The 25,951-nt window shown below is 65.1% G+C and carries 26 protein-coding genes; 12 read left to right on the top strand and 14 right to left on the bottom strand.

Annotated features, from left to right (window positions below; all coding sequences use genetic code 11):
- Window positions 1-165 precede the first annotated feature (165 nt).
- Complete coding sequence (locus tag BH95_RS26245; protein WP_037185009.1) at window positions 166-1,026, bottom strand: DUF559 domain-containing protein; 861 nt, start codon at window positions 1,024-1,026, stop codon at window positions 166-168.
- A gap of 122 nt (window positions 1,027-1,148) precedes the next feature.
- Here BH95_RS26245 and BH95_RS26240 point away from each other — a divergent pair, with 122 nt between their 5' ends.
- Complete coding sequence (locus BH95_RS26240; protein ID WP_020111496.1) at window positions 1,149-2,996, top strand: propionyl-CoA synthetase; 1,848 nt, start codon at window positions 1,149-1,151, stop codon at window positions 2,994-2,996.
- 71 nt (window positions 2,997-3,067) lie between these two features.
- Entirely contained in the window at window positions 3,068-3,970 is a 903-nt protein-coding gene (locus tag BH95_RS26235) for a DMT family transporter (RefSeq protein ID WP_037185005.1), read from the top strand.
- A 3-nt stretch (window positions 3,971-3,973) separates the two neighbouring features.
- Here BH95_RS26235 and BH95_RS26230 read toward each other — a convergent pair whose 3' ends face one another.
- Window positions 3,974-5,305 carry a cryptochrome/photolyase family protein gene (locus BH95_RS26230; protein ID WP_037185002.1) on the bottom strand — a complete coding sequence of 444 codons (1,332 nt, stop codon included), beginning with the start codon at window positions 5,303-5,305 and terminating at the stop codon, window positions 3,974-3,976.
- 101 nt (window positions 5,306-5,406) lie between these two features.
- On the opposite strand from BH95_RS26230, the gene BH95_RS26225 reads away from it, so the two are divergent.
- The 3 genes from BH95_RS26225 to BH95_RS26215 are packed head-to-tail and all read left to right on the top strand — an operon-like array spanning window position 5,407 to window position 7,634.
- A complete protein-coding gene (locus tag BH95_RS26225) occupies window positions 5,407-5,619 on the top strand; it encodes a hypothetical protein (protein WP_019664386.1) in 213 nt (70 codons plus the stop codon).
- A gap of 12 nt (window positions 5,620-5,631) precedes the next feature.
- Window positions 5,632-6,333, top strand: a complete 702-nt coding sequence (locus tag BH95_RS26220; protein WP_037184998.1) for a response regulator transcription factor — start codon at window positions 5,632-5,634, stop codon at window positions 6,331-6,333.
- 20 nt (window positions 6,334-6,353) lie between these two features.
- Window positions 6,354-7,634 carry a sensor histidine kinase gene (locus BH95_RS26215; protein WP_019664384.1) on the top strand — a complete coding sequence of 427 codons (1,281 nt, stop codon included), beginning with the start codon at window positions 6,354-6,356 and terminating at the stop codon, window positions 7,632-7,634.
- Here the strand turns inward: BH95_RS26215 and dctA are convergent.
- Window positions 7,631-9,010: a C4-dicarboxylate transporter DctA gene (gene dctA / locus BH95_RS26210; RefSeq protein WP_037184995.1), complete on the bottom strand. Its 1,380-nt coding sequence runs from the start codon at window positions 9,008-9,010 to the stop codon at window positions 7,631-7,633. The two genes, BH95_RS26215 and dctA, sit on opposite strands and share 4 nt — an antisense overlap.
- 93 nt (window positions 9,011-9,103) lie before the next feature.
- Here dctA and BH95_RS26205 point away from each other — a divergent pair, with 93 nt between their 5' ends.
- Window positions 9,104-10,048 carry a TAXI family TRAP transporter solute-binding subunit gene (locus BH95_RS26205; RefSeq protein WP_037184992.1) on the top strand — a complete coding sequence of 315 codons (945 nt, stop codon included), beginning with the start codon at window positions 9,104-9,106 and terminating at the stop codon, window positions 10,046-10,048.
- Window position 10,049: 1 nt separating this feature from the next.
- Here the strand turns inward: BH95_RS26205 and BH95_RS26200 are convergent, their stop codons facing one another.
- The 4 genes from BH95_RS26200 to BH95_RS26185 form a co-directional block, all read right to left on the bottom strand.
- The gene (locus BH95_RS26200) at window positions 10,050-11,438 is read right to left on the bottom strand and encodes a HAMP domain-containing sensor histidine kinase (RefSeq protein ID WP_033190703.1); all 1,389 of its coding nucleotides are present in this window, start codon (window positions 11,436-11,438) and stop codon (window positions 10,050-10,052) included.
- Between the two features lie 9 nt (window positions 11,439-11,447).
- A complete protein-coding gene (locus BH95_RS26195) occupies window positions 11,448-12,131 on the bottom strand; it encodes a response regulator transcription factor (protein ID WP_037184989.1) in 684 nt (227 codons plus the stop codon).
- Between the two features lie 62 nt (window positions 12,132-12,193).
- Window positions 12,194-12,553 carry an FKBP-type peptidyl-prolyl cis-trans isomerase gene (locus BH95_RS26190; protein WP_026347664.1) on the bottom strand — a complete coding sequence of 120 codons (360 nt, stop codon included), beginning with the start codon at window positions 12,551-12,553 and terminating at the stop codon, window positions 12,194-12,196.
- A 24-nt stretch (window positions 12,554-12,577) separates the two neighbouring features.
- A complete protein-coding gene (locus BH95_RS26185) occupies window positions 12,578-13,252 on the bottom strand; it encodes a DUF2848 domain-containing protein (protein WP_019664378.1) in 675 nt (224 codons plus the stop codon).
- Window positions 13,253-13,381: 129 nt separating this feature from the next.
- On the opposite strand from BH95_RS26185, the gene BH95_RS26180 reads away from it, so the two are divergent.
- Complete coding sequence (locus BH95_RS26180) at window positions 13,382-14,716, top strand: MFS transporter (protein ID WP_019664377.1); 1,335 nt, start codon at window positions 13,382-13,384, stop codon at window positions 14,714-14,716.
- Here BH95_RS26180 and BH95_RS26175 read toward each other — a convergent pair.
- Window positions 14,688-15,329, bottom strand: a complete 642-nt coding sequence (locus BH95_RS26175) for a GntR family transcriptional regulator (RefSeq protein WP_019664376.1) — start codon at window positions 15,327-15,329, stop codon at window positions 14,688-14,690. The genes BH95_RS26180 and BH95_RS26175 overlap by 29 nt on opposite strands.
- A 67-nt stretch (window positions 15,330-15,396) precedes the next feature.
- Here BH95_RS26175 and BH95_RS26170 point away from each other — a divergent pair, with 67 nt between their 5' ends.
- Complete coding sequence (locus BH95_RS26170) at window positions 15,397-16,191, top strand: carbon-nitrogen hydrolase family protein (protein ID WP_026347663.1); 795 nt, start codon at window positions 15,397-15,399, stop codon at window positions 16,189-16,191.
- 4 nt (window positions 16,192-16,195) lie between these two features.
- Here BH95_RS26170 and BH95_RS26165 read toward each other — a convergent pair whose 3' ends face one another.
- Complete coding sequence (locus BH95_RS26165) at window positions 16,196-16,804, bottom strand: TetR/AcrR family transcriptional regulator (protein ID WP_020111502.1); 609 nt, start codon at window positions 16,802-16,804, stop codon at window positions 16,196-16,198.
- A 56-nt stretch (window positions 16,805-16,860) separates the two neighbouring features.
- Between BH95_RS26165 and BH95_RS26160 the strand changes: the two genes are divergently transcribed.
- Window positions 16,861-17,268, top strand: coding sequence for a RidA family protein (locus tag BH95_RS26160; RefSeq protein ID WP_019664373.1), 408 nt, complete (start codon window positions 16,861-16,863; stop codon window positions 17,266-17,268).
- 73 nt (window positions 17,269-17,341) lie between these two features.
- Here BH95_RS26160 and BH95_RS26155 read toward each other — a convergent pair whose 3' ends face one another.
- The 5 genes from BH95_RS26155 to pdxH all read right to left on the bottom strand — a co-directional run bounded on the left by BH95_RS26155 (window position 17,342) and on the right by pdxH (window position 22,496).
- Window positions 17,342-18,640 (bottom strand): citrate synthase, encoded by a 1,299-nt coding sequence (locus tag BH95_RS26155; protein WP_026347662.1) that lies wholly within the window; start codon window positions 18,638-18,640, stop codon window positions 17,342-17,344.
- A gap of 71 nt (window positions 18,641-18,711) precedes the next feature.
- A complete protein-coding gene (locus tag BH95_RS26150) occupies window positions 18,712-19,650 on the bottom strand; it encodes a carbohydrate kinase family protein (protein ID WP_020111503.1) in 939 nt (312 codons plus the stop codon).
- Complete coding sequence (locus BH95_RS26145) at window positions 19,647-20,573, bottom strand: aldose 1-epimerase family protein (protein WP_037184985.1); 927 nt, start codon at window positions 20,571-20,573, stop codon at window positions 19,647-19,649. The genes BH95_RS26150 and BH95_RS26145 overlap by 4 nt, the downstream gene beginning before the upstream one ends.
- A gap of 19 nt (window positions 20,574-20,592) precedes the next feature.
- Window positions 20,593-21,882, bottom strand: a complete 1,290-nt coding sequence (locus BH95_RS26140; protein ID WP_020111505.1) for an MFS transporter — start codon at window positions 21,880-21,882, stop codon at window positions 20,593-20,595.
- Window positions 21,879-22,496, bottom strand: coding sequence for a pyridoxamine 5'-phosphate oxidase (pdxH, locus tag BH95_RS26135; RefSeq protein ID WP_037184982.1), 618 nt, complete (start codon window positions 22,494-22,496; stop codon window positions 21,879-21,881). Before pdxH ends, BH95_RS26140 begins: the two co-directional genes overlap by 4 nt.
- Window positions 22,497-22,635: 139 nt before the next feature.
- Between pdxH and BH95_RS26130 the strand changes: the two genes are divergently transcribed.
- The 3 genes from BH95_RS26130 to BH95_RS26120 all read left to right on the top strand — a co-directional run bounded on the left by BH95_RS26130 (window position 22,636) and on the right by BH95_RS26120 (window position 25,915).
- Entirely contained in the window at window positions 22,636-23,754 is a 1,119-nt protein-coding gene (locus BH95_RS26130) for a citrate synthase 2 (RefSeq protein ID WP_019664367.1), read from the top strand.
- A gap of 277 nt (window positions 23,755-24,031) precedes the next feature.
- Window positions 24,032-25,153, top strand: coding sequence for a phosphoserine transaminase (gene serC, locus BH95_RS26125; RefSeq protein ID WP_019664365.1), 1,122 nt, complete (start codon window positions 24,032-24,034; stop codon window positions 25,151-25,153).
- Window positions 25,154-25,246: 93 nt separating this feature from the next.
- Entirely contained in the window at window positions 25,247-25,915 is a 669-nt protein-coding gene (locus BH95_RS26120; protein WP_020111507.1) for a rhomboid-like protein, read from the top strand.
- Window positions 25,916-25,951 lie beyond the last annotated feature (36 nt).

Below are 25,951 nucleotides of genomic sequence, written 5' to 3'. Positions count from 1 at the left end.
CCCCACCGCGTCGCCAGGATCTTGACGGAATCATTATGGCCACGGGGTCGACGTCTACGCGGCCTTGCCACCGACGCCATCCGCTGCAACGGATTGCCCGATACTCCGCGAGTCGGCAGGATTCCGTCGTCTCGAGAAGTATCGGGCAATTCATGCCGCCACCGATTACGCGTGGGATGTCCGGTCGGCGTCGATCGACCGACGGCGACGCTTCACCACCGACACGATCTCCTCCACCACGGCATCCAGGTCCGACATGACGGTGGCCACGGAGTATCGCAGCACCAGCCACCCGTCGAGGACCAGCGCGTTCTGGCGTCGGCGATCGCTCGTGAACACCGCACCTGTGCTGTGGAACTCGCGCCCGTCGATCTCGACGATGACGCGCGCACGAAAGTCGACGAGGTCTCCGTAGTACGGTCCGACTCTCGCGTTGATGTCCATGAACAGATTGCGTGCGGTCAATGCGCGCGCCACCACGCGCTCCGCTTCCGAGAACGTGCCGGGGCAGCACCGTCGGAGTTGTGTGCGTAAGGCCTGCATTCCGTCCATCCCCTTGGCGGTATCGCAGAACGCCGCCAGCCGGCGCGCAGGAATGTGCGTGCCGACGGCGTCGTCGAAGAACTTCTCGAGTTCGGCCGTCGGCATCGTTGCCGCGAGGTCGACGAACGCCTGCTCGATCGACACGACGTGCAGCCCCCGTAGTTTTTGCACGTCAGGAAGTGCACGTCGGCGTAGCACGACCCAATCGGGTGACCGGACCTGCGCGTTGGGTGCGACGGTCGCCTCGACCGAGCGCGGTTCCGCCTCTACCAGGCCCCACAGCCAACCCGCGGTCGAATGGCTGAACACCGCGTCCGGTTTCCACAGAGCGACGGCGCGACACAGGTCCATGTAGCCCGGTTTGTCCGTCGCGTACACGCCCGGCAGCAGCCGAGTGAGCAGGCCGCTTCGGCTCCGACGGGAGATGGTGCTGACGCTGAGTCCCTGCGCGATCAGCTGCGCTTTCGTGGTGAGTACCCCCATGCGCGCATGATGGCGCATACCTCCGACAGATCCGATGCGATGGATTGCCCGATACTGTGCAATTCCTCGGGATCCTGCCGATTCGAAAAGTATCGGGCAATTCGTGGCACTAGGCTCGGGCCATGAGCGGCGAGTATCGAGAAGCATTCGACAGAGCCAGGTCCGATCGTGAGGGTTTCTGGCTGGACGCGGCCGAGGGGATCGATTGGGTCAGTGCTCCGACGACGGCGTTCGATGGCCGCTGGTTCCCCGACGGCGTGCTCAATACGTGTGTCAATGCGCTCGATCGGCATGTGGATGCGGGCGACGGGGACCGTACCGCGCTGATCTACGACTCGGCGATGACCGGTACGCAGCGCCGGTACACCTATGCCGAGCTGCTGAACGAGGTGGCGCTGTTCGCGGGAGTTCTCGTGCGCAACGGTGTGGGGAAGGGTGACCGCGTCATTCTGTACCTGCCCATGATTCCCGAGGCAGCCGTGGCGATGCTGGCGTGTGCGCGAATCGGTGCGGTGCATTCGGTGGTGTTCGGCGGATTCGCGGCGAAGGAGCTCGCGGCGCGGATCGACGACGCCGAACCGGTGCTGGTGGTGACGGCGAGTGGCGGTTTCGAGCCGGGACGGGTCGTGGAGTACCTCCCGATCGTCGAGAAGGCGCTCGCTCTGTCCTCGTCGCCGACGGTGATCGTCAAGAGCCGCGACGGGATTCCGAGCGATCACGGATGGCTGGACTGGGATGCCGAGATGGCCGAAGCGTCACCGGCGCAACCAGTTCCGGTGAAGGCTACGGATCCGCTCTACATCCTCTACACCTCGGGGACCACCGGAAAACCCAAAGGCGTCGTACGCGACAACGGTGGCCATGCCGTCGCACTGCGATGGTCGATGCACAACATCTACGACGTCGGTCCGGGTCAGGTCATGTGGACGGCGTCCGACGTCGGCTGGGTCGTCGGGCATTCCTACATCGTCTACGGCCCACTGCTGGCAGGTGCGACAACAATTCTCTACGAAGGCAAACCCGTCGGCACTCCCGACGCCGGGGCCTTCTGGCGGGTCATCGAAAGTCACGGTGTGCGAGCATTGTTCACCGCCCCGACGGCGTTACGCGCCATTCGCAAGGTGGATCCGCACGCCGAGAAACTGAAGAAGTACGACGTCTCGAGCTTGGAGACACTGTTCGTCGCGGGCGAGCGACTGGATCCCGATACCTACGAGTGGATCAGCCGAACCCTGGACCGGCCCGTCGTCGACCACTGGTGGCAGACCGAGACCGGCTGGGCTATCGCGGCGAATCTCCGCGGGCTGGAGCCGCTTCCGATCAAATCCGGTTCGCCGACCGTCGCGGTACCGGGTTTCGAGGTGACGATCGTGGACGCTGCCGGCGCCGAAGTCGACGCCGGTACCGAGGGCAACATCGTCGTGAAACTCCCGCTGCCTCCCGGCACCCTGGTGGGATTGTGGAACGACGAGGACCGCTTCCAGCGCTCGTACCTCGACACGTTCCCCGGCTACTACCTGACCGGCGATTCCGGTTACATCGACGCCGACGGGTACGTGTACGTCCTCGGTCGCAGCGACGACGTCATCAACGTTGCGGGACATCGACTGTCGACAGGATCGATGGAAGCCGTCGTCGCGAGCCACCCCGCGGTGGCCGAATGCGCGGTGATCGGAATTCACGACGACCTCAAGGGCCAGCGGCCGAGCGGGTACGTGGTCCTCAAGGCGGGCGAAACCATCGAGGAGGATCGGTTGCGCACGGAACTGGTCGCGATGGTGCGTGACCAGATCGGCGCACTCGCGACATTCCGGGACGTGACGATCGTCGGTGCGCTTCCCAAGACGAGGTCCGGGAAAATCCTGCGCAAGACCATGCGGCAGATCGTCGCAGGTGAGGAGTACGGGGTGCCGTCGACCATCGAGGATCCAGCGGTTCTGGATGCGCTGGAGAAGCTACTCCGTAGGTGAGGGCAGGAAAACGAGCAAGGTTGTCCGAAATCCGCGCGCCCCAGGCGGTCCGCTCGTCGTAATCTCATGCCATGACCGATGTCGCAGTGACGAAGAAGACGGATTGGCTTGCGCTCGGAGCGGTGACGGTCACCGTGGTGTCCTGGGCGTCGGCGTTCGTCGCGATTCGGGGAGTCGGTACGTCGTTCGGAGCGGGTCCGCTGGCGCTCGGCAGGTTGCTGATCGGCACGGGCGCGCTCGGGCTGATTCTCCTGGCGAAACGCACCTGGGTCAGACCTACCCGCACCCAGTGGATCCAGATCCTCAGCGTCGGGGTGTTCTGGTTCGCGATCTACAACGTGGCCCTCAACGCCGCCGAACAACGCGTCGATGCAGGCACCACCTCGATGATCATTCAGATCGGCCCGATTCTCGTTGCCCTGTTCGCCGGACTCCTCCTCGGCGAGGGCTTTCCGCGGTGGCTCGTGATCGGCGCGGCGATCGCGTTCTCCGGGGCCGTGCTCGTGGGTGTCGTCACTGCCGTGACCACCACCGACACCGTCAGAACCGACGCGGATGCCCTCGGCATCGCACTGTGCCTCGTCTCCGCGGTGACCTACGCAATCGGTGTGCTCTGCCAGAAACCGGTGCTGCGCAGCGTGCCCGGCCTCCAGGTCACGTGGATGGCCTGCGCGATCGGCGCCCTGAGCACTCTCCCGTTCGCCCCGGCCCTGCTCGACGACTTGGCCGACGCATCCGCCCAGGCAACCGGAGGCCTGCTCTACCTCGGCCTTGTTCCGACAGCGCTAGCGTTCTCCACGTGGGCCTACGCGCTCACCCGAATGGATGCAGGCAGGCTCGGCATCACCACGTACGCCGTCCCACCCATCACCGTTGCGCTGAGCTGGGCCCTGCTGAACGAAGTTCCGCACATCCTCGCAGTGCTGGGCGGCGTCGTCTGCCTCGTCGGCGTCGGGCTCTCTCGCCGACGGTGAGCGTCACAGCGCCTTGAACCGGGCTATCGCGACCTCTCGCTCGTGCTTGTGGTCGACGATGGCGTCGGGGTAATCCTTGGGGCGTCCGAACTTCAAGGTGTGCACGGCCTTGCCTTCTTCCCCGCGCAGCTCGGGAACCCAGCGGCGTACGTAATCACCGGTGGGGTCGAACTTCTCGCCCTGGGTGATCGGGTTGAACACGCGGAAGTACGGGGACGCATCGGTTCCCGTGCCTGCCGTCCACTGCCAGCCGTGTTGGTTGCTGGCCAGATCGCCGTCGACCAATCGGTCCAGGAAGTATCGCGCTCCCCACCACCACGGCAGATGCAGATCCTTGACGAGGAACGACGCCACGATCATGCGGACCCGGTTGTGCATCCAGTTCTCGGAATTCAGCTGTCGCATACCGGCGTCGACGATGGGGAAGCCGGTCTTGCCGTCCTTCCACGCGTCGAACAGCTCCTGGGCGTGCTTGCTGGTGTTCAGCTCGATCTTGTCGAACTTCTTGTCGTAGTTCTCCCGCGCGCTGTCCGGGCGCTGAAACAGAATGTCCGCGTAGAAGTCTCGCCAGGCGATCTGGCGACGGTACGACGCGGACCCCTCGCTGCGCAGTTTTCCGAGGTCAGCCAGCATCGTCCGCGGGTGGATGGTGCCGTACTTCAGGTGGACCGACATACGCGAGGTCGAGTCCAGGTCCGGCCGGTTGCGCTCGTCGTCGTAGTCCGAGACTCGCTCCAGAAACTCGGCCCAGGCGCCGGACGCAGCCTTCTCCCCTGCAGGCGCGTCGGACGCGTCCTTTTCGGTGGGGATCTTCACGCGTCGGGGAAGCCCCTTCACATCCGACGGGTCGAGCCACGACACGGTTTTCGCCGACGTGTCCGCCGGGCCTCGCCATCCGTGCTCCATCCACTGCCGGAAGTACGGCGTGAACACGCGGTAGGGCTCGCCGTCGTTCTTGGTGACGCGGCCGGGGGCGATAGCGTAGGGCGATCCCGTCGACACCAACGACACGTGTTCACCGACGCGCTCGTCCCTGGACCGCCCGTACGGCCCGTAATCCGCGCTGATGTGGACCTCCTCGGCGTCGACGGCCTTCGCGACCTTGGGTACCACGGTTTCCGGATCACCCTTCACGACCAGCAGTCGACCGTCCAACTGCTCGTCGAGTGCCTCGAGCGAACGGAAGAGAAAGTCCCGACGCGGCCCGCCCGACGCCTTCAGCAGCACGTCGTCGAGAACGAACAATCCGAGCACGGGCCCGTCGGAATCGGCCGCAGCCGTCAGCGTCGGAAGATCACCGGTTCGCAGGTCACGTCGAAACCACACCACAGTCATGCGTGTATTCATACCCGCGGGACTGTTCGACAATCCATTTCTCACAGTTCTCCCACATTTGCCTCACCGAGTCCCCAAAGTAGCCTTCTACCTTGGGAAACATGAGAAACACAGCAACCCCCATCTTTCCGGGAGCGGCGTCGCTGATCGACACGACGTGCACGTTCGACGCCTACTACGCCAAGCTCTACGCCAATGCACCTGAACTGGCGTGGACGCTCGATGCCGATCGCGAACGCCGCAGTGCGCTTGAGGAATTCTTCGCCAAATCGCCCGAGGAGCGCGAGATGACCGTCCGGAGCTGGGCGGCATAGCACGATAGAGCTGTGCCCGAATCAGCCACCGTACTCGTAGTCGACGACGACGCGGACGTGCTCGCCTCGCTTCAACGCGGACTCCGCCTGTCCGGATTCACCGTCATCACCGCGGTCGACGGCGCCGAAGCGCTCACCGCGGTCTCCCAGCGACCGCCCGACGTGGTGGTCCTGGACATCAACATGCCGGTCCTCGACGGCGCCAGCGTCGTCAAAGCCCTCCGCGCGATGGGCAACGACGTACCCATCTGTGTGCTGAGTGCTCGGAGCTCGGTCGACGATCGCATCTCCGGCCTGGAATCCGGCGCCGACGACTACCTGACCAAACCGTTCGTCCTGGCCGAGCTGGTCGCTCGGATCCGCGCGATGCTCCGCAGACGTGCGACGGCACCTGCGCCACCCGAATCCAGCTCCGCCATCACCGTCGGCGGGCTGAGCGTCGACATCCCGGGCCATCGCGCCCACGTCGGGATGCGCGAACTGGATCTGACCAAACGGGAATTCGAACTGCTCGCAGTCCTCGCCAGGAACGCAGGCGTCGTCCTGACGCGTGAGCGGCTGCTCGAGCTGGTGTGGGGGTACGACTTCGTGGCCGACACCAATGTCGTCGACGTGTTCGTCGGTTATCTCCGGCGCAAGATCGAGGTCGACGGTCAATCCCGTGTCCTGCACACCGTGCGCGGTGTCGGTTTCGTGCTGCGGCCGAGCTCGTGAGGTTCTCTCTTCGCGCCCGAGTGGCCGTCGCGACCGCACTGGGTGCGACGATCGTCGTCGCGACGCTCGCGACCGTCGCCTCCGTGGTCATCTCCCGCAACAACGTGAGCAACCTCGACGACCGGTTGACGACGGCGTCCCAGGTTCTGATTCCCAGTGCATCGAGCCTCGAACTGTTCCTCGACCAGCTGGGCAGCTCAGGGGCGTTCGCGGTGACGATCCGAACCGGGGACACCGTCATCGCGTCGACTCCGACGCAGCTGCCGAAGCTCGACGAGGGTTCGGAGACCGTCGACGTGGGAGGAGACCGTTTCCGCGTCTACACCTCGGAGGCTGTGTCGGCGACAAACATCATCATCTCCATCGGCGTTCCCGCCGCCGAGGCGCAGGAGATCACCGACGATCAACAGCGGTGGGTCATCTTCGGCGGATTGGCCGCCATCGCCGCGTCGACGGGCCTCGGCTGGATCTTCGGCGGCCGCGCGGTGAAACCGCTCGTGACACTGACTCGGCAGGTCAGTGCGCAGCCCCCGAGGTCGCCGGACACCTCGACCGGGGTGAAGGAGTCCGACGAGTTGGCCGTGGCCATCGCAGGCATGCTCGAACGACTCGGCGACGCGCAGGCACGTACCACCGAAGCACTCGGCACCGCTCGGGATTTCGCGGCTGTGTCCGCGCACGAACTTCGGACGCCGCTGACGGCGATGCGCACCGACATCGAAGTGCTGCGCACCCTCGACCTCGAGCCGCCGCAGAGACTCGAGATCCTGGAGGATCTGCAGCGGACGCAGGGCCGCGTCGAAGCAACTCTGACGGCTCTCGAGAAACTCGCGTCCGGTGAACTGTCCAGCGACAAGGATCGCGTCCCGGTCGACATCGTCGAGATCTGCGACGTGGCCGCTCAGGACGCGATGCGGCAGAACCCGGGTCTGACGGTCCGCGTCGAATCGGCCCCGTCGCTCGTCGTCGACGCTCTGCCCGCCGGACTCCGCCTCGCCCTGGACAACGCCATCATCAACGCCGTTCGCCACGGGTCGGCCACCGACGTCGCGATCACGCTGACCGAGACGGAGTCCACGGTGCAGATCGTCCTCGACGACAACGGATCCGGAATCCCGCCCGCCGAGCGGGATTCCGTCTTCGAGCGCTTCTACCGTGGGGCGTCGGCGACGAAGGGTGGATCCGGCCTCGGCCTCGCCCTGGTGGCGCAGCAGGCCGAACTGCACGGTGGCCGAGCTCGTTTCACCGACAGTCCGCTCGGTGGGGCCAGACTGGTACTGGACCTCGCACGCGGACACTAGCGGCCTGCTGCACCCGAGGACGCCAGCTCCTTGTCGGCCGGCTCGTCGGGATCCAACAGGTCGTCGACGTCGACGGTCTTCGGGTTGTCCAGCACGTAGGCGAGGCGTTCTCGATCGAGCTCGCCCGTCCACCTCGCGATGACGAGCGTTCCGAGTCCGTTGCCGGACAGGTTGGTCAGCGCACGGCCCTCGGACATGAAGCGATCGATTCCGACGATCAACGCGATACCCGCAACCGGGATCACCGAGTCGAATGCCGTCAACGACGCGGCAAGGGTGACCAGGCCTGCGCCCGACACGCCTGCAGCACCGTTCGACGAGATCAGCATGAACACGAGCAGACCGATCTGCGTCCAGATGGGGACGTCGATACCGAAGGCTTGGGCGATGAAGATCGCGCCCATCGACATGTAGATGGCGGTGCCGTCGAGGTTGAACGAGTAGCCGGTGGGAATGGTCATGCCCACCACGTGCTTCGGTGTGCCTGCCGCTTCCATCTTCGCCATCATGCGCGGAAGGACCGTCTCCGACGACGACGTGCCCAGCACGATCAGCAGTTCGTCCTTGATGTACCGCAGGTACTTGAAGATGCTGAACCCGGCGAGTCTGCAGATGGGGCCGAGGACGAACAGCAGGAACAGGATGCACGTGAGCCAGAAGGAACCCATGAACGTCGCGAGTGAACCGAGGATCGCGCTGCCGTGCTCGCCGATCGTGAACGCGATTCCGCCCATCGCACCCAGCGGCGCAACCCACATCACGAGCTTGATGACGCCGAACATGATCTTGGCGAACGTGTCCAGGGCGCTGACGACCGGTGCCGCCCGCGTGCCGAGCATCGTCACCGCTACGGCCACGAGGATCGCCAGCAGCAGTACCTGCAGCAACATTCCGTCGACGAATGCACTCGCGAACGAGTCGGGTACCAGATTCAGGATGAACCCGGTCAGTCCCGTTCCGCTCGCTTCGCCGGCCGACTCGATGGTGCCCGCGGCCGCCGACGAGTCGAAGGAAGCGACGTCGTAGTTCAATCCACGCCCCGGCCCGAGGACGTTGACGACGACGAGGCCGATCGCCAGCGCGAACACGGTGGTGACGTTGAAGTACATGACGGTCTTGAAGGCGAGACCACCCGCTTTGGCCAGGTTCCCCATCCCCGCGATGCCGACGACGATCGTCGCGAAGATCGTCGGCGCGATGACCACCTTGACGAGTTTGATGAACAGATCGGCCATCCACTTCATCTCCGACGCCACGCCGGGAGCGGTGAGGCCGATGATGATCCCGACGCTGATTCCGACGAGAACCCAGAAGTACAGCTGGTGGTAGAAACGCTTGCGCTTGACGGTGTCACCCGTCTCGGTGGTGGGAGCCATGCCGCCAATGTTCCGCAGTGGCGCCCGTCACACCAACAAAGTTGCGTAGATTTGAGGTCGATCTGACATTCACATTTCGGACATAGGAGACGAGTGAGCGGAAGGATCGATCGACGGACCCTGCTCGCCGGGGTGTCGGCCGTGAGTCTCGCAGCCCTGCTGCCTGCGTGTTCCAGTCGGCCCGTTCCCTCCGTCGACACTTTGACGTTCGCGACGGGACCGGCGGGTGCGACCTACCGTGAGACGGGTACCGCGCTGGCCGAGCGCTGGAACGACGCCCTCGCCCGCCACGTCGTCGACATCGTCGAAACCGACGCGGCCGTCGACAACGCGGCACTGCTCACGGCCGGGTCCGTCGACCTGGGTTTCGTGAACGCCGACGTCGCGAAACCGTACGTCTCGGACTTCTCCGCACTGTTCCGGGTGTTCGATTCGGTGCTGCACCTCGCGGTCATGGCCGACGGGCCGGTACGAACACTGCAGGATCTTCCGGGCATGCGGGTCGCGGTCGGCCTCCCCGGATCGGGAACCCGCTTCACCGCGCTTCGACTCCTCGACTCGGCCGGGCTCGCCGTCACCCCACTGTCCTACGGCCAGGACGACGCGGCCCGGGCACTGCTCTCCGGCGAACTGGATGCAGTCTTCTCGTTGACCGCGATGCCGACACCGGCCCTCGACTCGCTGGTCAGAGACACCTCGGCGGTGGGCCGAGCCGTCGAATTCGTCGATCTCGCCGTCGACACCGAGGCCGTACGGGCCGCCTATCCCGGAGAGTACGTCGGCGTCGTGATCTCACGGACGGTGTATCCGGACATCGCGTCGAGTCGCACCCTCGCCGTTCCCACGTTCGTGCTGGTGCGCAACGAGTTTCCACGCGACTTGGCTCGTTTCCTGACGGCGAGCACGTTCGAGAATGCCAGGGCGCTGTCGATGAACCGCCCGGAAGCAGATCAGATCAACCCGCGAACCGGGGCCGCCACCACACCCGTTCCACTGCATCCCGGTGCAGCGGACTGGTTCCGCGAACAGAAACCCTGACTCACGCTGACGCACAGGGCAATCGAACAGTCGCCACGATTCCGCCACCGGAAGCACCCCGTAAGTCAAACGTTCCTCCCACATCGGCCACCACATCACTCACGATGGCAAGACCCAACCCTGTCCCGGCCACGTTCTGATGCCGTGGCGCGCGCCAGAATCTCCCCGTCGCCGCAGTCGTCTCCGATTCCGACAACCCGCGACCATCGTCCTCCACCTCGAACAACGCCCAGCGACCCTCGGATTCGGTGCGCATCCGGACCGTCACCGTCGTGCCGCCGGACAGCCGGGCGGCGTTGGACACCAGTTCGTCGAGCACCGCGACGAGGCCACCGGAGGGTTGGCGGACGGTGCGACACCCCGGAGCCGGTTCCTCGATCACCAACCGAACCCCGGCGCTCTCCGCGCACGCCTGCCACCGCGGCCGCGCGGCATCGAACACGTCGACAACCGAGCACAGGTCACCGTCACGTTCACCGTCGTCCCGCTCCGCGGAGACGGCGCCGAGCATCGCTTCGAACGTCGCACCCAGTTCCACCGTCTCGGCAACGGCATCCTCGTGGGCCTCGCGGGCGTCACCGTCGCGCAGCCAGGGCCGTAGATTCTCGACCGACAAACGCAAGCTGGCCAACGGATTTCGGAGCTGGTGGGCGGCGTCGGTGACGAACGCGCGCTGACGCTGCATCGACCGCTCGACGGTGTCGGCCATCGTGTTGAACGATTCCGACAGTTCGCGTAGCTCCTGCGGGCCTCGATCGACGTCCGCGCGGGTCGTGAAATCGCCTGCGCCGATACCGGCAGTGCTGCGCTCCAGATCGCGGACGGGCCGAAGAATCCACGATGTCAGCGGCCACAACCCGGCGAGCAACCCGGCGACGGCGACCACCAACACTCCGATACCGACAGCCCATTGGGACAGGCTCCCGGCGCGCAACGTGTCCGTCGGAGCCTCGATGACGACGACGGCGGTCACCTGGGAGTCCCGGCCGACCGGTTCGACCACCCGCACGGGAGCGGCGGTCCACGGGTAGACAGTCGGCGCCTCGGACACCCGGCCGCCCGCGAACGCACGCCTGACGGCACCGGCCAGTTCCTCGTCGTCGGGAAGCGGAACGCCGGGGTCGTACACGGTCGCCCCGTCCAGAGCGAGCACCCACACCGCTGAGTCGTACAACGCCGAGTACGACGCCAGTTCCTCTCCCAGCCCGGTCGATTCCCCGGATTCGATCGCCGCGTCCACCTCGGAGGCGAATCGCACTGCGTCACCGGTCCGGTCGATGAACACACGCTGGGTTGCGCGCTCGGACACCAGAATCGCGTACGGGATACCCACGCCGAGAACGAGAAGGGCGATCACCGGGACCATGCTGAGAACGATCCGTCTGCGCACGGCTGTCCGTCAGCTCTCGGACGCCGATTCGAGCCGATATCCGACGCCTCGGACCGTCGTGATCGACGCTGCGGCGCCGAGTTTGGTGCGAAGCGACGCCATGTGGGTGTCGAGGGTCCTGGTGTTTCCTTCGCGGGCGGACTGCCACACGTGATCCAGGATGCGGTCGCGCTCGACCACGACGTCCACGTTCTGAGCGAGGAGCACGAGCACGTCGAACTCCTTGCGGGTCAACGGAAGAACCGTGCCTGCCAGCAGAACTTCGTGACGGTCGCGATCGATGCACAGCTCCCCGTGCCCGATACGACCCTGCGATTCCAGAGGTACGGACGAGAGCCTGAGCCTGCGCATCACGGCGTCGATACGCGCCATGAGCTCGGCGATCCCGAAGGGCTTGACCAGATAGTCGTCCGCGCCGGCACGAAGTCCGCGGACGCGGTCGTTCGTGGCCCCACGCGCTGTGACGGCGATGACCCCGGTGGACGGATGGTCCCGCAGCGCTCGGATCACGTCCACACCGTCTCCGTCGTCGAGACCGAGGTCGACGAGAGCAATGGCGAAGTCCTGCCGGGCCATCGCTCGGCGGGCTGCCGCGACCGCGCCGACCCGTTCGACGTCGAAACCCTCGGCATGCAAGAACCGACGCAGAGCACGGGCCACGCGATCGTCGTTTTCGACGACCAATGCCCACATGTCCGAAAAGTCTACTTCGGGAGACTTCGAACTGTGGGCACTTGGTCGACGACCGGTCTACGTCAGTTGACGCCGAGCAGGTCGATCACGAACACGAGGGTCTTACCGGACAGGCGATGACCGTGTCCGGCCGGGCCGTAGGCGAGCTCCGGCGGAATGGTGAGCTGACGGCGTCCGCCCACCTTCATCCCGGGGATGCCGTCCTGCCAGCCCTGAATCAGGTTCTGGAGCGGGAACTTGATGGACTCCCCGCGGTTCCACGAGGAGTCGAACTCCTCGCCCGAGTCGAACTCGACCCCGACGTAATGCACCTCGACGGTATCGCCGGGTGAGGCTTCGTCACCGTCTCCCTCGACCAAGTCCACCAGCACTAGATCGATGGGTGGAGGGCCTGCCTGGAACTCGATAATTGGCTTCGTCACGCACTCCACCCTACGTCGCGCTGGTCAGCCGATCGGGTCAGCCATGCGAATGACGTCGTATTCGCAGGTCAGCACGTTTCCGGTGGCGGCGTCGGACATCTCGACCTTCCACGCGTCGGCGAACTGGTCGACGCCGGGATGCATCGAGATCGTGCCCGAGATCAGGATGGTTCCGCGCTTGAACAGCCCGCGCTCACGGAGCACGTCGAGCCAGTACTTCGGAGCGAGGAGATCGGCCAGCGACCCCGTCTGAATCGGGGTCTCGCCGACCCATGCCTTCAGCGTGATGTCGTCGATGCGGTCCGCGACGTCGGACAGACGCCACGCACCGGAACCGAGCACGTCGGGTGATGCGTTCTTGCTCCACGCGACGCTGTGGACCTCGAGGTCGCGGTCGGTGTGATCACACGCGACGGTGAGCAGCACGTCGTCGTCGGTATCGCCGAGAACGACGAGCGCCCACTCGGCTTCACCGGAGGTGCGCCCGTGCTGCACGTGCACGGCGTTCGTCTGCTGAGCCAGGTACGGCGAGATGGGGTACATCGCGGGCGTGACGGTCGGTGCCGGAACACCGAGTTCGGCCAGCTCGGCGATGTGATGAGCAACTTCTTCCTGGTTGCGGCCCGCGTAGCCGGCGTTGAGCAGATTCAGCGGTTCGACGGTCTCGGTGGTTCCGTCCGGAAGCGTGAACGTCAGCATCGTGAATGCCTCTCTCGTTAATTGATTGTTTCGAATACGCCGAAAAGCTTGCGCATACGTCTTGTATACAGCAAGTATGGAATCAGTACAACGGATACAGTGATCCAAGGCACAGACGAAGGAGTTGCCATGACTGCGCAGACAGTCGAAAAGAAAGGCCTGGTCAAGGCATTTGCGGCCAGCCTGACGGGCACCGCATTGGAGTGGTACGACTTTGCCGTCTACTCCGCGGCGGCCGCCCTGATCTTCCCGATCGTCTTCTTTCCCGACAGCGATCCACTGACCGGCACCCTGCTGGCCTTCTCGACCTACGCGGTCGGATACGTGGCACGCCCCGTCGGCGGATTCGTCTTCGGACGCCTCGGCGACGTCATCGGCCGCAAGCAGTTGTTGGTCATCACGCTGCTGCTGATCGGCGTCACCACATTCCTCATCGGTTTGATCCCGGGTTACGACACCATCGGCATCGTCGCCCCGATCCTCCTGGTCACGATGCGCTTCGCCCAGGGCGTGGCCGTCGGCGGCGAATGGGGCGGCGCGGTACTTCTGTCGAGCGAATACGGCAACCCCCGTCAGCGCGGCTTCTGGTCGTCGGCCGCACAGATCGGTCCCCCAGCCGGAAACCTCCTCGCCAACGGTGCTCTCGCCGCACTCACCCTCGCCCTGACCGAGGAGCAGTTCGAATCCTGGGGCTGGCGCGTCGCATTCCTGCTCTCCGCAGTACTCGTCGGCTTCGGACTGTGGATTCGCCTGAAGCTGGAGGACACTCCGGTGTTCAAGGCACTCCAGGAAAGCGGAGATCGCTCCGAAGCGCCGATCAGCGAGGTCTTCAAGTTTCAGCGTCGCCCTCTGATCGCCGCGATTCTGTCCCGCATCGCCCCCGACGTCATCTACGCACTGTTCACCGTCTTCTCCATCACGTACGGCACACAGAAGCTCGGCTTCGAACGCAGCGAAGTTCTGATCGCCATTCTCATCGGCTCCGCATTCCAGCTCGGCCTGATCCCGCTCGCCGGCGCCCTGTCCGACCGCATCAACCGCCGCCTCGTCTACGGCGTCGCCGCCGTCGGTGGAGTCGCCTGGAGCGCAGTGTTCTTCCTGATCATCGGCGGAAGCTCGCTGCCGCTGCTGATCCTCGGCGTCGTCGTCGGACTGGCGTTCCACTCGTTCATGTACGGACCGCAGGCAGCCTTCGTCACCGAGCAGTTCACCGTGCGCCTGCGATCGACCGGCAGCTCGCTCGCCTACACCCTCGCAGGAGTGGTCGGTGGAGCCATGGCACCGCTGATCTTCGTCTTCCTGCTGGACAAGACCGACACCTGGACGCTGATCGTCGCCTACGTCGCCGTCGTCGGCGCCCTGACCGTCCTCGGCCTCGCACTCGGACGCAACCCCGACCGTGCCGAGGAAGAGGAGTACGAGGTCATTCGCGCGACTACGCCCTCAACAGGATCTGCAGTGTGACTTCCAGATGATCGTCGATCGCCCGATGCACGAGGTCCTCGTCGCCGCTCTCGAGAGCGACGACGATGGCCTCGTGCTCGGTGCACACGTTGCGCTGGCGATCGGACGCCGCGAACAACGCGGTCAATCCGACGCGCAGCTGACGGGCCCGCAGGCCTGCGTACGTCCGCGACAGCAGTTCACTGCCGGCGGAATCGATCAGAATTTGATGGAACCTGCCGTCGAGGTCGATGAATTCCTTTGCAGCATCATCGGTTCGAACCTCGGCGAGCACCTCCTGAGCACCGAGGGCGTCGCGCATCAGGGCCACCGGCGGGGTGCCGGTTCCGACGGCCACCGAGCCCGCGTGACGCTCCAGCACGCCTCGCAACTCCATCAACTCACCGATCTGGCGGCCGGACATCGCGGGAACGTGAGCACCCCGCTTGGGTACCATCTCGACAAGACCCTCCGCCTGCAACATCAACAGGGCTTCACGAACCGGCGTGCGAGACACCCCGATTCGAGTCGCCAGGTCCTGCTCGTTCAGAAATGTTCCGGTGGCCGCAGGTGACGTGAGCACTTGGTCACGAACGAACGAGTACGCCTTGTCCCTACCCGACACCGATTGCATACGATATGTATACCTCTCGACGCGCTACGAAACCATGCACAGCGCCCACGAAACAGGAGATCAGCAGATGAGCACCAGCCTCCGAATCAGCCTTGCCCAGGTCACCAGTGGAACTGAACCATCGGACAATCTGCGAATCATCGACACCCACGCCCGCGCAGCCAAAGAAGCCGGATCCTCCGTCGTCGTCTTCCCGGAAGCGATGATGCGGTGCTTCGGCGGACCGATTCGCGGCGTCGCAGAACCCCTCGACGGCCCGTGGGCCGACGGCGTCCGTGCGATCGCGTCCAGCGTCGGAATCACGATCGTCGCGGGAATGTTCACCCCCGCCGACGACGACCGTGTCGCCAACACCCTCCTGGTCACCGGCGACGGCGTCGACGCGAGCTACGACAAGATCCACCTCTTCGACGCCTTCGGTTTCGCCGAATCCGACACGGTCGCACCGGGTTCCGAACCGCTCGTCCTCGACATCGACGGTGTACGCATCGGCTTCGCGACGTGCTACGACATACGCTTCCCCGCGTTGTTCCAGAAGCTCGGCGACCTCGGCGCTCAACTGGTCGTCGTCGCCGCGTCGTGGGGCTCCGGTCCGGGCAAGGCCGAACAGTGGTCGCTGCTCGCCCGAGCCCGCGCCCTCGACTCCACGGCGTTCATCGCCGCCTGCGACCAAGCACAACCCGAGCAGTCGAACGGAACCGCGCCCCTGGGCGTCGGCCACTCCATCGTCAGCTCCCCCACCGGCGAGGTACTGGGTCAACTCGACACGACTCCCGGCATGCTGACCGTGGACATCGACACCACACAGGTCGAGTCGGTGCGCCAGAACCTACCGGTCCTGAAGAACCGCCGACAGTTCTGACGGGTCACCCGAACTCCCAGCCCGCTGCCACGGATTCACGGCAGCGGGCTTCGTCGTCGCCGGCGGCGACGTACACCGCCGTGAGCATCGACGCCCCGTAGGCCAACGCAGCCTCGTCGAGCGGCCCGGTCACGACGAGCGAGACCAGCCCATGCCCGACGATCCAAGCCTGAAGCGCGAGATCCACCGAATCCACATCCGCCCGGAATCGTCCGGCATCCTTTGCACGGTCGATCCCCAGCACCAGATGCTGCAGAACCGCATCAGCGCCGCCCGGATCCTCCAGATCGACCGTCGCGTCGAACATCACTCGATACAGATCCGGATTCTCCAACGCGTTACGTGTGTACACCGATCCGAGCGACGCCAGGTCACGGACCGGATCCGCCGTGACCTCCGCGGCCTCCGACATGGCGGCCAACCTCTTGAAACCTTCCTGCCGCACGGCCATCCACAGACCGTCGAGGCCGTCGAAGTAGGTGTACACGGCCATAGTCGAGACCTCGGTGTCCTTGACGAGCGCACGCAGCGTCACGGGCTGCCTGTCCCCCAACATTCGCGCGGCTCGTTCGATGAGCATCGACCTGATCCGAGGATCTTTGGTTCTGACCATTCCCCAACAATACATAACAGTGTTATATTTTCGGAACCCCGACGAAGGAGCCAGATATGACCATCACCCTGCACAACCCCGACGGTCTGCCCAAACCCGATGTCTACCGCCAACTCTCGGTCGCCGAAGGATCGAAGCTCGTGTTCCTTTCCGGCCAGGTCGCCCGCGACGCCGACGGCAACCGCGTCGGGGAGAACGACTTCGCGGCGCAGGTCGAACAGGCCTACCTCAACGTCGCCACCGCGCTGAACGCCGTCGGCGGGACGTTCGACGATGTCGCGAAGCTGACGGTCTACGTCGTCGACTGGACGGCCGAGAAGATGCCGTTGCTCGGAGAAGGCGTCGGGCGGGCCGCAGCGAAGCTCGGCATCGACCCCGTCAAACCCATCACGCTCATCGGAGTCGTCGCGCTCGGCGAACCGGACATCATGGTCGAGGTCGAGGCCACGGCCGTGCTCGACTGACACGTGCACCCCGAAACGACGAAAGCCGCCTGGACCCCGTGACAGGTTCAGGCGGCTCTTCGCTCGGTGACGACTAGCGCGAGGACACGTCCTTGTAGTCGCGCTCGGTGTAACCGGTGTAGATCTGACGCGGCCGACCGATCTTCGTGGTCGGATCCTCGTGCATCTCACGCCAGTGCGCGATCCAGCCCGGGAGACGTCCCATGGCGAACAGCACCGTGAACATGTGCGGCGGGAAGCCCATCGCGCGGTAGATCAGCCCGGTGTAGAAGTCCACGTTCGGGTACAGCTTGCGCTCGACGAAGTAGTCGTCGGTGAGCGCCGTCTCCTCGAGCTTGAGCGCGATGTCGAGGAGCTCGTCACCGTTGCCCAGCTTGCCGAGGATGTTGTGCGCGGTCTCCTTGACCAGCGTGGCGCGCGGATCGAAGTTCTTGTAGACGCGGTGCCCGAAGCCCATGAGCTTCACGCCGTCTTCCTTGTTCTTCACCCGACGCAGGAAGTCGGTGGCGTCGCCGCCCTCCGCTTTGATCTTGTCCAGCATCTCGAGGACGGCCTGGTTGGCGCCGCCGTGCAGCGGTCCCCACAGAGCATTGATGCCACCCGAGATGGACGTGAAGAGGTTCGCGTCCGAGGATCCGACCAGACGAACCGTCGACGTCGAGCAGTTCTGCTCGTGGTCCGCGTGCAGAATCAGGAGCATGTCCAGAGCCTTCACGATCTCCGGGTCCACCTCGTAGGGCTCCGCCGGGAATCCGAACGTCATGGTCAGGAAGTTCTCGACCAGGCTCTTCGAGTTGTCCGGGTACAGGAACGGCTGACCGACGGACTTCTTGTACGCATAAGCCGCGATGGTAGGCAGCTTCGCGAGCAAGCGGATGGTCGAGAGTTCGACCTGCTCGGGGTTGTTCGGATCCAACGAATCCTGGTAGTACGCGGACAACGCGTTGACCGCACTGGACAGCACCGGCATCGGGTGAGCGTTGCGCGGGAAACCGTCGAAGAATCGCTTGAGGTCCTCGTGCAGCAGTGTGTGCCTGCGGATCTTGTCGGTGAACTTCTCGAGCTGGTCCTCCGTGGGGAGCTCACCGTAGATCAGCAGGTAACTCACCTCGATGAAGCTCGACTTGCCGGCCAGCTGTTCGATCGGGTAACCGCGGTAGCGCAGGATCCCTGCAGCACCGTCGATGTAGGTGATCGCAGACTTCGTCGACGCGGTGTTGACGAATCCGCCGTCGAGCGTCGTATAGCCGGTCTCGGCCAGCAACTTACCCAGCTCGATGCCGTCATTGCCTTCGGTTGCCTTGGCAATGGACATGCTGTGTTCGCCACCGGGGTAAACGAGGGTGGCTTTTGCGTCATTCTCAGCGGGCACGAATGGTCCCTCTCGAACTCATGTAACGGACACGTACTTAAATCGGACACTTACTGCAGTCGATAGAGAAACTAGTCTCTCGGCGCCTCGGACGCCCACGGAGGGTCGGCACCCGGGCGAGAAACCGTGATGGCGGCTGCTCGCGCGGCGAACCTCAGTGCTGCCTTCCAGTCTCCCGCGCCCATGTCATTCAGGTCACGCGTTGTGACAATGGTCTCGTTTGTCAAATACGCGAGTAAAGCTCCGTGCACGGTGTCACCTGCACCGATGGTGTCGACGACGTCGACGGGCACCCCGGGAACCGAGAATTCGCCCGCCGAAGTGAACACCGAGATACCGTCGCCTCCGCGCGTCATCACGATGGCTGCGACGCCTGCCGCGAGCCAGTCGTCGACCGTCGTCCCCTCGGGTCCGAGTCCCAACCAGTGCGCGTCGTCCTCGCTGACCTTCAAGATGTCCACCGACGGCAACCACGACTTGAATCGGGTACGAAAACCGTCGGCCGTGATGTCTCCACTGGTGCTGTCGATGGCAGCCGGACGGATGTTGGGGTCCAGCATCGTCAGCTTCCCCGCCGCGTGCGCACGGTGCAGCAGGGCTGCGTACATCGACGCGCCCGGCTCGTACAGAAGCGACAGCGTGCCGAAGGACAGAGTCGTGATCTCGTCCGGCAACTCGCCCGGGTCACCGACGAGCCGATCGGCCGTACCGTCCGCGTAGAACGAGTACTGAGCGCTACCGTCGTCCGCCAGGGTGGTCATCGCCAACGTGGTCGGCTCGGCGCCGCGCTGCACCCACGTGGTGTCGACGCCTGCATCACGCAGGCTGCCGAGGATCTGCTCCCCGAACGCGTCCGTGGACACCCTCGACAGGAACGACACGTTCGTGCCCAGACGACCGAGCGACACCGCGACGTTGAACGGGCCACCCCCGAGCTTCGGAGAGAGCAACGGGCCTTCGTGCACCGGGACCAGATCGACGAGAGACTCGCCGCACACCAGAATCGTCATCGCGTCAGAAACTCCATTCCCCATGAGCCGGTCCAGGTTTGCCCCGGCGTCAACACGATCACGTCGACGCCGGAATTGAACGCGTCGGGCGGGCACGTCATCGGTTCCACGGCCACCGCGCGCCCACGGTCCGGGTACGCCTGATCATGTCCGGGGTCGGCGGTGAACACCTGCACCCAATCGAACTCGCGGTCCGTCCACAGTCCGGTACCCGTGCCGTCCGGCCCGCGGAGAACGTGCCAGGCCTTGCCGTCGGCGTCGGGTACTTCGGCGCTGAACGGAGTGTCCAGCCAGACGTCCTTCATGAGCCGCGGCGCCGTGAAATCGAACTCCGAACCCGCGGTCGGAACCGACGGACCGTTGGGCAGGTTGCGAACAGGGTCGAGTTGCAGCCGAGTGCCGGCGGAGAACTCCAACTTGCAGTCGTCGAGCGGAACATCGCCGACGCGCACGAACGTGTGAAAACCCATGCCGTAGGGAGCGTCGGACTCACCGGTGTTGGTCGCCGACGCGGTCACGACGAGCCCGCTGTTCGACAGTTCGTGCACGACCGTCACCTCCACGCTGTACGGCCAACCCGGGTGCTGCCCGATGTCCACCGACTGCTCGACGCGAGACTCCGATCTGTCCACGAGAGTCCAGTCGACCCTGCGCACGAAACCGTGGCTTGCATTGTTGCGAGACGGTTCGGTGATCTCCAACTGGTGGTCGCTACCACCGAAAGTGAATGCACCGTCGGCGACACGGTTGGGCCACGGAGCGAGCACCAATCCCGCCGAGAGCGGTGGTGTGGTGCCCACTTCCCACGTCTCGGTCAGCGGCGATCCGTCGAACTCGAGCAGCCTCAGACCGGCGCCTGCCGCGGCGATCTCCGCCCGGTACCTCCCGCTCGAGATCGAATATGCGTCAGCCATGGCTGCCATTGTCCACTACCTGACAGGCTTATTCGGTCATTCCGCGGGCTACGCTCCTGACCCGGTACCGAATGAATGCCGGAAGAGCCAGCGCGGCAAGCGATACACCGATCACGACGAGCACTCCGCCGCCCGCTGCCGCCGCCGCGGTACCCACCGACGCCGCCGCAGCGCCGTGCAGGACGTCACCGATCCTGGGGCCACCGGCAACCACGACGATGAACACTCCCTGCAGCCGACCTCTCATCTCGTCCGTCGCGACCGTCTGCAACATCGTCGACCGGAATGCAGCCGAGATCATGTCGGCGCCGCCGCCCAGAGCGAGGAACGCAAGCGCGAACCACAACGCCACCGTCGTCGCACCGTCGGACGCCAGGCCGACCGCGACACCGAACCCGATCATCGCCGCACCCCACACCATGATCGCGACGATCACAGCCATGCCTTGCCGTTTCACACGCGGAAGCCATCCCGAGAACACACCGCCCACCACCGCGCCCGCCGACATCGCCGCGAACAGCATGCCGAGAACCGGCCCACCCGAGGCCGGATCACCGAAACTTTCGTGCGCGATCTGCGGAAAAAGGGCACGGGGCATACCGAACACCATCGCGATGATGTCGACCACGAACGACGCGAGCAGCACCTTCTGCGTCGCCAGGTAGGCGAAACCGTCGAACACCGAACGCAGACCGGCACGCTGACCCGCCGACGCCGGAGGGATCGCGGGGAGCTTGATCACCGCCCACAGCGTCGCGAACAGGAACACCGTGTCGATCAGATACAGCGTCTCCAAGCCGATGTAGTAGATCAGGATTCCGGCGCTCAACGGTCCTGCGATGGCGCCGAAATTCATCACCGTCATGTTCAGCGAATTCGCGGCCGGAAGCTGTCCGGGTGGCAGGATGCGCGGCAACAGTGCACTACGCGTCGGTTGGTTGACCGCGAAGAACGCCTGTTGGACGGCCAGCAGAACCAGAACCACCCATACGTTGTTCAGATCGAGGAACGCCTGCAGCCAGAACAGCGCGGACGTACCGATCAGACCGAACGTGGTGCACATCAACAACGTTCGACGATCCATCACGTCGGCGAGCGCACCGCCCCACAGCCCGAACACGATCAGCGGAACCAACGCGAACACGCCCGTCAACCCGACGTACGCCGAGCTGAGCGTGATCTGGAATACCTGTTGCGGCACAGCGACGATCGACAACTGCGCACCGATGACGGTGATGATGTTGGCGAGCCACAAGCGCCGATAGGCAGGAGTCTTCAGCGGAGTGGTGTCGGCCAGGACACCGCGAAGAGCATTCACGGCTGCAGGCGCTCCACCAGCCGAGTCGACGTCGTCAACCGAATTCTGTTGTGCAACCGATTGGTTCGGCCCTGCCAGAACTCCACGGTCTCCGGGCTCAGCCGGAACCCACCCCAACCGGGCGGAACCGGCACATCCACACCGTCGAACCTGCGAGCAACCTCAGCCAGAGCAGCCTCGAGCGCCTCACGGGAATCGATCGGCTGCGACTGCTGCGACGCCCACGCCCCCAGCTGCGACCCGCGAGGCCGCGACGCGAAATACGCTGCAGTGTCCTCCGCGGTCACCTTTCGGACGGACCCTCGGAAGGTGAGCTGACGCTCGATACCGATCCACGGGAACGTCACCGACGCATACGGGGTGTGAGCGAGGTGGGTCGCCTTGTCGGATCCGTAGTTCGTGTAGAACACCACACCGTCGGCGTCCAGACCCTTGCACAACACCGTCCTGGTCGACGGCCGTCCGTCGGCATCGACGGTCGCGAGAACCATCGCGTTGGGCTCGGCGATCTTCGCCTCGACAGCGTCGGCGAGCCACTGCTGCGCCACCGGTAGCCAACCGCCGAGCAGCCGCTCCGCATCCACGTCGGCGTCCTGCTTGTAGTCGACCCGCATATCGGCCAGAGGGGAGGTGTCGCTCGGTTGCCTGTCTCGGTGCACGAACCGCCACGTTACTCCCGGGTACGAAGCGCTACAGTTCTGACCAGGCAAGCTCGAACGCGAGTCGCGAGGCTACAAGGAGAGTCCTACGGTCATGGCTGTACAACAGGTTCCCGAAGATTTCGTCAGTGGTCTCGAAGGCGTCGTCGCGTTCACCACCGACATCGCCGAGCCGGACAAGGACGGCGGCGCGCTGCGCTACCGCGGCGTCGACATCGAAGACCTCGTCGCCAAACACGTCACCTTCGGCAACGTCTGGGCACTGCTCGTCGACGGCCGCTTCGGACCAGGACTCCCACCGGCCGAGCCGTTCCCGCTCCCCATCCACACCGGGGACGTCCGCGTAGACGTCCAAGCAGGCCTGGCGATGCTCGCCCCCATCTGGGGCTATCAACCCCTGCTCGACATCGACGACGCCACCGCCCGCGACCAACTCGCCCGCGCCTCGGTCATGGCACTGTCCTACGTCGCACAGTCCGCACGCGGCATCTACCAGCCGGCCGTGCCGCAGAAGAAGATCGACCAGTGCGAAACCGTCACCGCACGCTTCATGACCCGCTGGAAAGGCGACCCCGACCCCGCGCACACCGAAGCCATCGACGCCTACTGGGTCTCCGCCGCCGAACACGGCCTCAACGCCTCCACCTTCACCGCCCGCGTCATCGCCTCCACCGGCGCCGACGTCGCCGCCGCACTCTCCGGAGCCATCGGCGCCATGTCCGGCCCACTGCACGGCGGCGCACCCGCCCGCGTCCTCCCGATGATCGAGGAAGTCGAGAAGAACGACGACGCCCGCGCCCTCGTCAAAGGCATCCTCGACCGCAAGGAAAAGCTCATGGGCTTCGGGCACCGCGTCTACCGCGCCGAAGACCCTCGCGCCCGCGTCCTGCGCGCAACCGCCAAGCGCCTGAACGCCCCGCGCTACGAAGTCGCCGCAGCACTGGAACAAGCAGCTCTGGCCGAACTCCGCGAACGCCGCCCCGACCGTCCCATCGAAACCAACGTCGAATTCTGGGCCGCGGTCATCCTCGACTTCGCCGAAGTACCCGCGCAGATGATGCCCGCCATGTTCACCTGCGGCCGCACCGCCGGATGGTGCGCCCACATCCTCGAACAGAAACGCCTCGGCAAACTCGTCCGCCCCGCCGCCATCTACACCGGCCCCGCACCACGCACCCCCGAATCCGTCGACGGCTGGGGACAGATCGTCTGACACCGGCGCAGCGTCCGGCGGTCGGTCGACGCGCGGGTTTCAGTGGGAGCGCGTACTGCAACACGCGCAGTCGCTGCAACCCGCGCAGGCGCGCCCAGGTGACCGAACGGCACATTCGGTCTCCACCGGACCGTGAACGCGCAGGTTCCAGCCCCATGCGCAGGTTGCAACCCTCGCGTCCAGGGCAACGTGCGCGTGGAGACCGGCGACCTGTGATCGACCCTCTTGGACTAGCCTGTACGTGCCAGTTCCCTCGATGCTTAGGATGCGCTGCTCAATGGCCGAATTGCCGATCATTCCCGCTGATCTTCTGCCCGCCGACGGACGTTTCGGCTGCGGACCGTCCAAGGTTCGCCCCGAGCAGCTGCAGTCTCTGGTGGATGTCGGTGCGTCCGTGTTCGGTACGAGCCACCGTCAGAAGCCCGTCAAGGACGTCGTTGCACGGGTGCGTGGTGGCCTGAAGGATCTCTTCAGCCTTCCCGAGGGGTACGAGGTGGTGCTCGGTAACGGTGGAACCACCGCATTCTGGGACGCCGCGGCTTTCGGTCTGATCCGCGAGAAGTCGCTGCACCTGACCAACGGTGAGTTCAGCTCCAAGTTCGCCTCGGTCGCAAAGAACAACCCGTTCATCGGCGACCCGATCGTCGTGAAGGCAGAGCCCGGTAGCGCTCCGGAGCCGACGTCTGATCCGTCCGTCGACCTGATCGGCTGGGCGCACAACGAGACGTCGACGGGTGTGGCCATTCCGGTCAGCCGCCCGGCCGGCTCCGAGAACGCGCTCATCGCCATCGACGCGACGAGTGGCGCGGGAGGCCTCCCGGTGAACGTCGCCGACTCCGACGTCTACTACTTCGCCCCGCAGAAGAACTTCGCCGCCGACGGTGGCCTGTGGGTCGGCCTGTTCAGCCCCGCAGCGCTCGAGCGCGTCAGCGAGATCCAGGCGTCGGGCCGCTGGGTTCCCGACTTCCTGTCGCTGCCGATCGCGATCGACAACAGCAGCAAGGACCAGACGTACAACACCCCGGCGGTGGCCACGCTGTTGCTGTTCGCCAACCAGATCGAGTGGTTGAACGCCAAGGGCGGCCTGGATTGGGCGACCAAGCGCACCGCGGACTCGAGCTCGCGTCTGTACGACTGGGCCGAGAAGAGCGAGTTCGCCACCCCGTTCGTGACGGATCCCGCGCACCGCAGCCAGGTCGTCGGCACCATCGACTTCGACGAGAAGGTCGACGCCGCCCAGGTCGCGAAGGTCCTGCGCGCCAACGGTGTCGTGGACACCGAGCCGTACCGCAAGCTCGGACGCAACCAGTTGCGCGTCGGTATGTTCCCGGCGATCGAGCCGGACGACGTCACCGCATTGACGAAGAGCATCGACTGGGTCGTGTCGGCTCTCGGCTGACCAGCACCTGGTTGGCAGCAAGCTCACAGCACGGGCGTTCCCTTCGAGGGCTAAACTAGTTGGCATCTGCAACTATCTCGAAGGGAGCGCCCTGTGCGTTGGCCGGCGGTCCTTCTGCGACTGAAAGTCACGATCGCCTACTCGGTCCTCGCCGCGACTGCCGCGATACTCGTCGGACACCTCGGCCCCCACGCACAATGGCACGTACTCCTTCGCGCCAGCACCAACCTGCACAATCTCGGCGACGGTCACGTCGGCACGCTCGTCGCAAGCGCATTCCTGACCGACGGTGAACCGAACTGGGTGTGGCTCGGCGCCGTTGCCCTTCTCTTCGCGGTCGCCGAGTGGATCTCGGGGTCGACGCGCTTCCTGCTGGCTTTCGCCGCCGGTCACGTCGGCGCGACGGTGCTCGTCGCCGCCGGACTGTTCGTCGGAATCCACGCCGACTGGCTGGAGGATTCACTCGCCGTAGCCGTCGACGTCGGCGTCAGCTATGCCGCCGCGGCCGTTGCGGGATCGCTGATCCGCTACCTACGCGGACCGTGGCGCGTGCTGTGGGCGGGCGGCTGGCTGGCTCTGGTCGGAGCCTCGGCGATCGCCGATCCGTCGTTCACCGCATTCGGCCACGCCACGGCTCTCTGCATCGGACTGACATTGGGCGGATACTTCCTGCATCACGACGCAAAAGCTCTCCGCGACAGGTACATTGCCGACGCGGCAACGGAATCCGTGCACCCGACTAGCGCAATGACTAGTCTTTGACAAGAACGCGGCGGGTGCGTGTCGCAGACACGCTCG

It is taken from the genome of Rhodococcoides fascians A44A, assembly GCF_000760735.1.
GTDB classification, from domain to species: Bacteria; Actinomycetota; Actinomycetes; order Mycobacteriales; family Mycobacteriaceae; genus Rhodococcoides; species Rhodococcoides fascians_E.
This window is presented reverse-complemented; position numbering and strand designations above follow the sequence as displayed.

Excerpts from the sequence above, each read along its gene's own strand:
- BH95_RS26195 (WP_037184989.1), bottom strand. The coding sequence starts at position 12,131 with ATGTGGGCATTGGTCGTCGAAAACGACGATCGCGTGGCCCGTGCTCTG.
- BH95_RS26165 (WP_020111502.1), bottom strand. The coding sequence starts at position 16,804 with ATGGTCAGAACCAAAGATCCTCGGATCAGGTCGATGCTCATCGAACGA.
- BH95_RS26160 (WP_019664373.1), top strand. The coding sequence starts at position 16,861 with ATGACCATCACCCTGCACAACCCCGACGGTCTGCCCAAACCCGATGTC.
- pdxH (WP_037184982.1), bottom strand. The coding sequence starts at position 22,496 with ATGCGGGTCGACTACAAGCAGGACGCCGACGTGGATGCGGAGCGGCTG.
- BH95_RS26145 (WP_037184985.1), bottom strand. The coding sequence starts at position 20,573 with ATGGCAGCCATGGCTGACGCATATTCGATCTCGAGCGGGAGGTACCGG.
- BH95_RS26230 (WP_037185002.1), bottom strand. The coding sequence starts at position 5,305 with ATGACTGTGGTGTGGTTTCGACGTGACCTGCGAACCGGTGATCTTCCG.
- BH95_RS26180 (WP_019664377.1), top strand. The coding sequence starts at position 13,382 with ATGACTGCGCAGACAGTCGAAAAGAAAGGCCTGGTCAAGGCATTTGCG.
- BH95_RS26175 (WP_019664376.1), bottom strand. The coding sequence starts at position 15,329 with ATGCAATCGGTGTCGGGTAGGGACAAGGCGTACTCGTTCGTTCGTGAC.
- BH95_RS26150 (WP_020111503.1), bottom strand. The coding sequence starts at position 19,650 with ATGACGATTCTGGTGTGCGGCGAGTCTCTCGTCGATCTGGTCCCGGTG.
- BH95_RS26130 (WP_019664367.1), top strand. The coding sequence starts at position 22,636 with ATGGCTGTACAACAGGTTCCCGAAGATTTCGTCAGTGGTCTCGAAGGC.
- BH95_RS26245 (WP_037185009.1), bottom strand. The coding sequence starts at position 1,026 with ATGGGGGTACTCACCACGAAAGCGCAGCTGATCGCGCAGGGACTCAGC.
- dctA (WP_037184995.1), bottom strand. The coding sequence starts at position 9,010 with ATGGCTCCCACCACCGAGACGGGTGACACCGTCAAGCGCAAGCGTTTC.
- BH95_RS26185 (WP_019664378.1), bottom strand. The coding sequence starts at position 13,252 with ATGCTGACGTTCACGCTTCCGGACGGAACCACCGAGACCGTCGAACCG.
- BH95_RS26225 (WP_019664386.1), top strand. The coding sequence starts at position 5,407 with ATGAGAAACACAGCAACCCCCATCTTTCCGGGAGCGGCGTCGCTGATC.
- BH95_RS26235 (WP_037185005.1), top strand. The coding sequence starts at position 3,068 with ATGACCGATGTCGCAGTGACGAAGAAGACGGATTGGCTTGCGCTCGGA.
- serC (WP_019664365.1), top strand. The coding sequence starts at position 24,032 with ATGGCCGAATTGCCGATCATTCCCGCTGATCTTCTGCCCGCCGACGGA.
- BH95_RS26240 (WP_020111496.1), top strand. The coding sequence starts at position 1,149 with ATGAGCGGCGAGTATCGAGAAGCATTCGACAGAGCCAGGTCCGATCGT.
- BH95_RS26170 (WP_026347663.1), top strand. The coding sequence starts at position 15,397 with ATGAGCACCAGCCTCCGAATCAGCCTTGCCCAGGTCACCAGTGGAACT.